We start from the raw sequence: 10233 nt of genomic DNA, 5'->3' as shown, positions 1-10233 counted from the left end.
AGACATAGAAGCGTGAACAATTTTATGATGAACATTTTGGGAGGGCTAACCGCTTATTGATTCTTTCCAAAAAAACCGTCACTCAACTTGAAAAAAGTGAATGACGGTCAATTATTTTTAAACTTCGCATAAACCGAACTCAGGTTAAATAGAGGTATTAAAATAAAACTTTCAGAACACTTTTACCTGCACAATATTGCGGTCATCCTTCACAAATATTCCGATTGGATTCCTGATTATAATCCGTTGAAAGAAGCTGAGGATTTTGCCGCAAGTGAGGACGATGAGGATATGTTTCCTTTCTGAAAATAAGTACACATAATTCTCAGCCACTCACGTTAGTACTCAATGCATCGCTTTTCTTTATTTTGTGGCAGTAAGGGCAGTAACCAATTTTTGGCAAAAAACTTTTTTTTATTTTTTTTCAAAAAAAAACATATGATTAAGACGTTATTAAAAGCAAACTAAAACAGGCATTTCATTATGCTGCGTTCTATTATATAAGATTAACAGGTAAATTTTTGAGCTAAAAAATAAATATTTTCTTTTGCAAAAGTTTGCTTACGTCCTTACTCCCTTTCTGGATTCTCTCTTTTTCTTTCGGATGCTTTTTCGTATTTTTGTTAATTATCCATTTTTAATGAGCTTTACCCCATATCACGCAAAATACTTTTCATTTGATTTAACTAGGCAGCTTCCTGCCAATGACTTAGGAAAATTCACTGCATCTTTACAGGATGCACAGGTCGATCTAAATCCTCATCAGATCGATGCAGCATTGTTCGCATTCCAGTCACCACTATCAAAAGGAGCTATTCTTGCCGACGAAGTGGGTTTGGGAAAAACAATTGAAGCTGGAATTATTCTTTCTCAACAGTGGGCAGAACGCAAAAGAAAACTTTTAATTATAGCGCCCGCTAATCTCCGGAAGCAATGGAACCAGGAAATGATGGATAAGTTTTACCTCCCATCCGTAATCCTCGAATCTAAGTCATTTAATGAGGAAATAAAAAAGGGTAACCTGAATCCATTTAATCAGAACGAAAATATTGTAATTTGTTCGTTTCAGTTTGCAAAATCCAAAGCTCCTTACCTGGAACAGACGAAATGGGACTTAGTAATTGTCGATGAAGCTCACAGATTACGAAACGTATACAAACCCTCCAATAAAACTTCTAACGCGATAAAGGAAGCCTTATTTCCTTACAAAAAAGTTCTGCTGACAGCAACGCCGCTACAGAATTCAATTCTGGAATTATATGGATTGGTAAGTATTATTGATGATTATGTGTTTGGGGATCTGAAGAGCTTTAAATCCCAATATGGAAGAATGGTAGATGACGGTTACTTTCAGGAACTGAAAAACAGAATTCAACCTATCTGCCACAGAACCTTAAGACGACAGGTCTTGGAATACATCAATTACACCGAACGTATTGCGATACGCGAAGAATTTGAACCCAATCCAGACGAATACAGACTTTATGATTTAGTTTCTGAATATTTACAGAGGCCAAAATTATACGCCCTGCCTAATAGCCAGAGACAGCTAATGACTTTAATTTTACGGAAGTTACTGGCCTCTTCCTCATATGCTATTTATGGAACTCTTGATGCATTAGTAAAAAAGCTGGAAGGCATTGTTTTAAAACATAATAATGTCAATCTGATTGAGGAATTGGATTTCGATTACGAAACTACCGATGAACTGGCGGAAGAATGGGATGAAGACGAAGAAAATGACTTTGAGGAGGATACCTATTCCGAGGAGGACATCGAAAATATGCTCGAAGAAATCGCCGACTTGAAAGAATTCCGGCAACTGGCGAAGAGTATCAGGAAAAATTCAAAAGCTGACCATTTACTGAATGCGCTGTCTAAAGGCTTCACTGAGTTAGAAAAATTGGGTGCCAATAAAAAAGCACTAATCTTTACAGAAAGTCGCCGCACACAGGAATTCCTGCACAATATCCTGGAAGCTCAGGGATATAAGGGGAAAGTAGTGCTGTTCAACGGAACAAATACAGATACTAAATCAAAAGAAATCTATAAAAAGTGGCTACAGGAAAACAAAGGGACCGATAAAGTAACAGGTTCGCCTACAGCTGATAAACGGGCAGCATTGGTGGAATACTTCAAAAATGAAGGGACAATCATGATTGCCACTGAAGCAGCTGCAGAAGGAATCAATTTGCAGTTCTGCTCCCTGATCGTAAACTTTGACCTTCCCTGGAATCCGCAACGCATTGAGCAGCGTATTGGCCGTTGCCACCGGTATGGCCAAAAGCATGATGTCGTGGTGATTAACTTCATCAATATTAAAAATGCTGCAGATGTAAGGGTGTACGAGTTACTCGATGAGAAATTCCAACTCTTCACCGGTGTATTCGGTGCCAGTGATGAAGTTCTGGGTGCAATAGGCAACGGAATGGATTTCGAAAAGCGAATTGCACAGATATACCAGGAATGTAGAACACCGGACGAAATTAAAAGTGCCTTTGATACCCTTCAGGAAGAACTGAAATCCCAGATTGATGAAAGAATCCAAACCGTAAAAACGACATTGCTCGAGAATTTCGACGAAGAAGTTCGCGAAAAATTAAAATACAACCTCTCCGAAACCAGGAAACATTTATCAAGATTTGAGGATAACCTTTGGAAGGTAACTCAGTATTATTTGAAAGATTATGCCAACTTTACAACAGATTACTCATTTACCCTCACTGCAAATCCTTTCCCAAAGGAATTGATTCATGCAGGTCCATACATGATTTTAAAGTCGGATGATAATAAAAGAAAATCAGACATCGAAATCCCCGAGGATACCAACATTTACAGAATAGGTCATAAATTGGCCCAGAAAATTCTTACTGAATGTAAAAATGGCGACACGTCAAGCCGTGAAATCACATTCGATTATACAAATACCAATACGAAAATTGCTTTTCTTGAGAAATACATTGGTCAGTCCGGTTGGTTGCAGGTGAAATCTTTCTCGATAAAATCGTTTGAGGATGAAGATTATTTATTACTGGCTTGGTTTACGGACGATGGTGAAATTATTGAATCCGAAATGGGGACAAGGTTATTCTCTTTGAATGCAGAAGTTGGTGCAGAAGTCTCACCTGATGATGATATCACAGGAACATTCTCAGAAGCCATTCACAAAGAAAAAACTGCAATTATTGGTCTGAATGCTGAACGGAACAGAGATTTTTTCGACACCGAAATCGATAAACTCGACCAATGGGCGGATGATATGAAAATCAGCCTGGAGAAAGAAATAAAGGATCTTGACGCTGAAATTAAACTGCGAAAGTCGGAAGCTAAAAAAACACTCAAGCTGGAACTCAAAGTACAGGCACAGCGGGAAATAAAAGACATGGAAAAAAAGCGGAACGAAAAACGCCAGAACCTTTTCGAAGCCCAGGATGAAATCGATAACCGCAAAGAAATATTGCTTACAGATATCGAAAGCCGTTTAAAACAGTCGACGGAAGAAAAAGAACTGTTTACCATCAAATGGAATTTAATCTAATGAGAAATTTAATCAATATCTATTGCGATGAAAGCTGCCATTTGGAAAATGATGGACAGAAGGTCATGGCCATTGGTGCAGTGTACTGTCCTGCCAATAAAAAGGACGAAATATTTAGCAGACTGCGCGACATCAAATTAAAATATAATCTTGTTCCAAAGAGCAGAAAAAGTGCTCTGGAGAATCGCTCTTACTATGAACTGAAATGGAACAAAGTATCTGCTGCTAAACTGGATTATTATATAGAAGTCATTAATTATTTCTTCGATGACGACGATCTTTCTTTTCGGGCACTGGTAGTTCCCGACAAAATGGCGCTGGATTACGAAAAGTACAACCATACTCACGATACTTTTTATTATAAAATGTACTTCAATATGCTGAAGGTCATCTTGAATCCTGACTACTCTCACAATATCTACATTGATATCAAGGACACTAGAAGTACAGAAAAAGTACATAAATTGGAAAAAGTGTTGCGTACAGATAAATACGACTACTCCAAATCTATCATTAAAAAGATTCAGCAGGTAAGATCTCATGAGGTAGAGTTAATTGAACTCGCAGACTTACTGATAGGTGCAATGGCTTATGTGAACAGAAATCTATCCTCAAGTGAGTCAAAAAATAAAATCATTCAGCTCATTAAGGAACGGTCACGATATTCATTGACAAAGTCCACTTTGGTAAAGGAAGAAAAGTTTAACATTTTCGTCTGGAATCCTGATAAATATGCAAATCTGTTATGAGTGGAGTAAAGCAACTGGTATTTCCGGAATTGATTTTTATGGATGAGTTTGGTAACGATTTTACCAAATATTTTCAGGAAGTATATGAAATATTCGAAAAGGATTTTGTGAAAAGTATTCCTTCTTTTTGCGGTGTGCGCGTATCGGCACAGAAAAATCCGTTGGTTGATGGCCTTTACCATAAAACTTTTTATCATATAACCCACGAAGGGGAAATTGAAAACTCCAGAACGCCCGATTTCAGAAGAATGGAGCGTATTCGGTTTCCCAGATTTATAATCGAAAACTGTCCCAATTCAGAACTGCTCGTCTGGAAAAACACCCGAGGTCGGGACACTAGAATTTTAATATTTAATGAAGAAGAAAAATACTTGGTGGTCTTAACAGAGAGAGATGGATTCTATTTGTTGTGGACAGCTTACGTCGTAGACAAAACGCACACTTATAACAAACTGATGAAGGAATACAATGCCTATAAAAAGGCCAATACCGCTTAGCGGAACTAAACGGTATCTATACTCCTTTAACACTTACATCAATAAAGAATGGTTACTGAGCTGTTGCAAAGATATAAAAATTAGTTGCGGATATACAAATATTGCATATATTAACTTAAATTTTAACATTTAGTGTACATAAAAACCTTTTTAGGAAAGAAAATTGTAGAAATTAACTTAAAAATTGAATTTCATAAACGATAAATCATCGATAATCAATAAACAAACCCTCTGAAAATTAGGAAACCAAAGTATACAGTTAGGAAAGCATCACTTATCACTAATCACCCATCACTCATAATACATCATCCCTCAACATAACATGTCCAATAAAAACCTCCAAAAACTCGAACTCACCTGGATCGGCAAAGGCGAAGAACCCAAGCTCGAGCCCCGCATCCTCATAGAAAACCCCGAATACTCCTACGGAGATTCCCACACCGAAAACATGCTCATCCATGGCGATAACCTCTTGGCCTTAAAAGCCTTGGAACAGGATTATGCCGGCAAAGTAAAATGCATCTATATCGATCCACCTTACAATACAGGTAACGCTTTTGAGCATTATGATGATGGTGTGGAACATTCTTTATGGCTGAGCTTGATGAAGCCAAGGCTGGAAATTTTAAAAAAACTGTTATCTGAAGATGGGTCGATTTGGATTTCCATTGATGATGATGAGAGTCATTATCTGAAAGTCCTTTGTGATATGGTTTTTGGGCGTCAGAACTTCATCAATAATGTAATTTGGGAAAAAAAATACTCACCTTCTAATGATGCTAAATGGCTTTCAGATAGTCATGATCATATTTTGGTGTATGCTAAATATAAAGATATATGGCGACCAAATTTGTTGCCTCGAACGGATGATATGAATAATAGATATAAAAATCCGGATAATGACCAAAGAGGACCTTGGAAGCCAGGTGACGTGCTTGTAAAGACCTTTTCAGAGTCTGGGGTTTTTCCTGTTGTTAATCCTAATACTGGGGAAGAATTCTGGCCACCGAAAGGAAGCTGCTATAGGTTTAGTCAGGATGTCTTTAAAAAAATGATCGCCGACAACAGAATTTATTTCGGGAAGACAGGCACCACAGGTCCCCAAGTAAAAAGATTTTTGTCTGAAGTTAAACAAGGTATTGTTGCAAAAACACTGTGGTTTAGAGCTGAAGTAGGAGATAATCAAGAAGCCAAAGCAGAAGTTAAAAGATTTAATTTGACTTCTGTTTTTGACACACCGAAACCGGAACGCCTACTCGATAGGATATTAATGTTAGCCAGTACAGAAGGTGACATAGTTCTCGACTCTTTCCTCGGCTCAGGTACAACCGCAGCAGTTGCCCATAAAATGGGCCGTAAATACATTGGGATAGAACTCGGCGACCATGCCAGAACACATTGTTACCCGCGCCTAAAAGCTGTCGTAGATGGTGAACAGGGCGGCATTTCCAAGGCCGTAAACTGGCAGGGCGGCGGCGGCTTCAAATTCTACACTCTTGCGCCAAGTCTCCTTAAAAAAGATCGTTTCGACAACTTCATCATCAGCCCCGATTACAATCCCGACATGCTCGCCGCAGCCATGGCAAAACAGGAAGGCTTTAAATACCAACCCGATGAAGCCAAATTCTGGAAACAGGGCACTTCATCCGAACAGGATTTCATTTTTACCACCACCCAGTTCCTTACCGTGGAAGCCCTCGAAGCCCTGCACGACGACATGCAGCCGGGTGAAAGTTTGCTCATTTGCTGCAAAGCTTTCCAGCAGGAATGCAAAAATAAGTTCGCTAATATCACGATCAAAAAAATACCGCAAATGTTACTCAACCGCTGCGAGTTCGGTAAAGACGATTACAGTTTCAATATCGTAAACCTTCCACAGGAAGAAGAAAATGAAGAAGCGGACGAAACCAGCATTTCAGTTCAGGAACTCAACGACCAAAAAAACAGTCCGGATCAACCCACCTTATTCGATTAATGATGAATCAAATCTCCGCCTCCATTAAGCAGCGCCTGTCGCTGCGTGCACCTTTACAGGATTCCTTAGATGTAATTGCCGATGTCACCAACCGTTTATCCCTAACAAAACCTTCTGCTGATGCTGCCGAAAACAAGGAATTCCTGCAGCAGGAATTGGCAGTCATCAAAGAGGCTTATCCGGCGCTCAAAGATTTCCAGCGCGAATTTCCTTCACTGGCCTTCTCCATTGCTACAGGCGTCGGCAAAACAAGATTGATGGGTGCCATCATTTCCTATTTATACCTCGCAAAAGGCATTAAGAATTTTTTCATTCTTTCTCCCAACTTAACCATATACGAGAAACTGATCCGCGACTTTGGCGATCCTTCCTATGCAAAATATGTTTTTAATGGGATCTCCGAATTTGTTCACAACAGACCGGTCATCATTACCGGCGACAACTACAACCAGCAGTCCAACCTCTTTGAAGAAAGCGAGATACGGATCAATATTTTCAATATTTCAAAATTCAATTCAGACAACAAGGGAACCAAAAAAGCCGGCGTTTCTTTAGCACCCAAAATCAAAAGACTCTCCGAATATCTTGGTCAGTCTTACTGGGAATACCTTACAGGAATTGAAGACCTCGTAATCCTAATGGATGAAGCGCACCGCTATCATGCCGATGCCTCTAAGAGTGCAATCAATGAACTGAAACCAATATTAGGGGTAGAACTCACCGCCACACCGACCGATGAAAAAGGCGAAGTGTTCAAAAACATTATCTACGAATACAATTTAGCGCAGGCGTTGGCCGACGGTACATTTGTGAAAAACCCCGCAATCGCCAAAAGAAAGAACTTCGTGCGCGGCAGCCTCTCTGATCGCGAGGTCGACATCATTAAACTTGAAGATGCCGTTTCCGTCCACAAACAGACCAGAACGGAATTGGAGTTATATTCAAAAACCAATGAAGTAAAACAGGTAAAACCTTTCATTTTGGTAGTGTGTAAAGACATCACGCATGCGAAGGAAATATATGAACTGATCAGTTCCTCAGAATTTTACGGTGGCGAGTACGCGGGTAAAGTGCTTCAGATTGATTCCTCCACCAAAAAAGAAGAGGAAATCGAAAAACTTTTTGTCTCCCTGGAGGAATTGGATAACGAAATTGAGATCGTCATCCATGTCAATATGCTGAAAGAAGGTTGGGATGTTTCAAATCTCTGCACCATTGTGCCGTTGCGGGCGGCAAACGCTAAAATTCTGATTGAGCAGACCATCGGCCGGGGTTTGCGTCTGCCTTACGACGGCAAACGGACCGGCGTTGAAAGCGTGGATAAGCTCACGGTTATTGCCCACGACAATTTTAATCAGATCATCGAAGAAGCCCAGAAACCGGATTCCATTCTGAATAAATTCAGCTTCATCGAAATGGACGAAGAAGATCTGAAGATCAAAACAGTCGTGGTTACGGCAAAGACAAACACTGAAGTTCAGATCGAGGAGGAACAGAAAAAAGTGGACAAAATAGAAAGTCCCAAATCAAAACAAACGGCACAGAATGTATTGGATGCAAAGAAGGCTGTCCTAACGGCTATTCCGAAATTCAACAGTTCGCACCATGTAAAAAAACTCGATGACCTCAATAAAGAAGAAGTCAAAGAGCAAGTTCTGAAAGCCATTGAAGAAAACCTCAATACAGGCCAACTCAATATGTTTACCGAACAGATTGTAACCGAAGCACGGGCAAATTATGGCGAAATCATTAATGCTTATAAAGAAAATATTATTGAGATCCCGAGGATGGATCTTGTTCAGGGAGAAGTCATAGCAACCTTCAAAGACTTCGATCTGGACACCGCTGAAATGAACTACCGTGCCCTCGAAAATGAAATCATCCGTTTGGGAATAGTGGACAGAAAAACAGAAACAATTGGAGTTTCGTCCAGCGGTTCTTATGGCAATCCGGTTAAGAACATCATCAGTGAACTGCTGAACTATTCGGATGTCGATTACGACGATAATGCCGAATTACTTCACAAATTGGCCACTCAGGCCTACAGCGCGCTCGAAATCAATCTGGAAGACAAAAAGGAAATTGCAAAAACAGTGTTCCAGTTCAAAACGGCCATCGCCGAAAAAATTTACATGCAGATGCGGGCAAATTTCGACTTGCAGTCGACCGACTATCTGGAACCTAAAATCCTTCCCTTCACAAAGATTGAGCAGCACAATTTCACCGCTTTCGCAAGTGACGGATTCCGGGATTACAGAGATGTCATAACACCACTTTCTTTAGTGCTAAAGTTCGTGTTCCGCGGATTCGAAAAAGCATGTCATTTCGAATATAAATTCGACTCCAATACCGAGAAAGACTTTGCCATTATCTTGGAAAATGACGATAAAGTAGATAAATGGATGCGCCCTGCAGCCAATCAGTTCCGCTTGTGGTGGTCCAATAACTCCAAAAAATACGAACCCGATTTCGTCGTGGAAACAGCCGACACAATTTATCTGGTCGAACCGAAAGAAGCCGGTAAGATGACCGATCCTGATGTGCAAGACAAGCGAAATGCAGCCGTCAAATTCTGCCGTTACGCCACCCAATACAGCGCCGAAAACGGTGGCAAACCCTGGAAATACGCCCTCGTTCCCCACGACAAAATCACAATCACCACAGGCTTTGATTTTTTAATGGCGCAGTATGCATTATAAAAGAGGTAAAAAAGTAATCACAAATCGACAAAAAAAATTGAAATCTTCTACTAATGGCAGCAATTGAAATATATCTGAAGGTAAACGATAGCTTCTTTGAAAAATATAGAAACAATCAATACAACACGCTCTCCCCGGTAGCATTAAAAAGTGCGCTCAATATACAGCGTATGTGTTTCTTCCAAAAATATCCATCCTCTGATAAAGGAAGTCGTCACAGGATTTTAGTTCCTTTTTCTTCAGATCGTGCAATCGAATTTATTGTGTATTTAGGAAGTGTGAAAATTGACGATTTCACCCAGAAATATTTTTATAGGGTGCAGAAAGCAAAAGAAATTTCCCTGTTCAACCCTCCAGTAAACGATACAGAATCATCATTGGTCTTCTTTAACCTGATCGCTTTTGACGATAAGACGGGTTCCGAAAAAAAAGAATTTCAGACGCTCTACCAAACAGTTGATGCTCAACAGATTCCCCAGGCCGATATTCAGAGGGAAAAGGATATAGCCATCTGGAATAAGTACGTCCTTGCACTTAAAAAATTGGTAAAAGAAAAAGAGCAGATATGGAAAATTACAGACGTAAGTAAACCCTATTACAGCAACAAAACAGATTCTGATGAAAGAGATAGCTTCATAGATATTTCCATTGATGAAAAGGAATTGCTTCGCAATTTGGAGCGGAATTTTAAGGCACTGTTTAATAAAGATGATATTGAAGAATATGCTTTTGAACAAAGTAAAGTTTTTATCGAATTTAACCCGTAGTGCATTAT

Annotated in this window: 6 protein-coding genes; all 6 read left to right on the top strand. The window is 39.7% G+C overall.

What is annotated here, in order from left to right; all coding sequences use genetic code 11:
- Nucleotides 1–640 precede the first annotated feature (640 nt).
- The gene (locus AXA65_RS14210) at nt 641–3538 is read left to right on the top strand and encodes an SNF2-related protein (RefSeq protein ID WP_063970748.1); all 2898 of its coding nucleotides are present in this window, start codon (nt 641–643) and stop codon (nt 3536–3538) included.
- Nucleotides 3538–4287: a DUF3800 domain-containing protein gene (locus AXA65_RS14205; RefSeq protein WP_063970750.1), complete on the top strand. Its 750-nt coding sequence runs from the start codon at nt 3538–3540 to the stop codon at nt 4285–4287. The genes AXA65_RS14210 and AXA65_RS14205 overlap by 1 nt, the downstream gene beginning before the upstream one ends.
- Nucleotides 4284–4784: a hypothetical protein gene (locus AXA65_RS14200; protein ID WP_063970747.1), complete on the top strand. Its 501-nt coding sequence runs from the start codon at nt 4284–4286 to the stop codon at nt 4782–4784. The genes AXA65_RS14205 and AXA65_RS14200 overlap by 4 nt, the downstream gene beginning before the upstream one ends.
- Nucleotides 4785–5106: 322 nt before the next feature.
- Complete coding sequence (locus AXA65_RS14195; protein ID WP_063970746.1) at nt 5107–6759, top strand: site-specific DNA-methyltransferase; 1653 nt, start codon at nt 5107–5109, stop codon at nt 6757–6759.
- On the top strand, nt 6759–9458 hold the full coding sequence (locus AXA65_RS14190) for a DEAD/DEAH box helicase (protein WP_086048215.1): 2700 nt from the start codon (nt 6759–6761) through the stop codon (nt 9456–9458). The genes AXA65_RS14195 and AXA65_RS14190 overlap by 1 nt, the downstream gene beginning before the upstream one ends.
- Before the next feature lie 53 nt (nt 9459–9511).
- Nucleotides 9512–10225, top strand: coding sequence for a hypothetical protein (locus AXA65_RS14185; RefSeq protein ID WP_063970745.1), 714 nt, complete (start codon nt 9512–9514; stop codon nt 10223–10225).
- The last annotated feature ends 8 nt before the right edge of the window (nt 10226–10233 follow it).

This window comes from Chryseobacterium sp. FP211-J200 (assembly GCF_001643375.1).
In the GTDB taxonomy this organism is placed as follows: domain Bacteria; phylum Bacteroidota; class Bacteroidia; order Flavobacteriales; family Weeksellaceae; genus Epilithonimonas; species Epilithonimonas ginsengisoli.
This window is presented reverse-complemented; position numbering and strand designations above follow the sequence as displayed.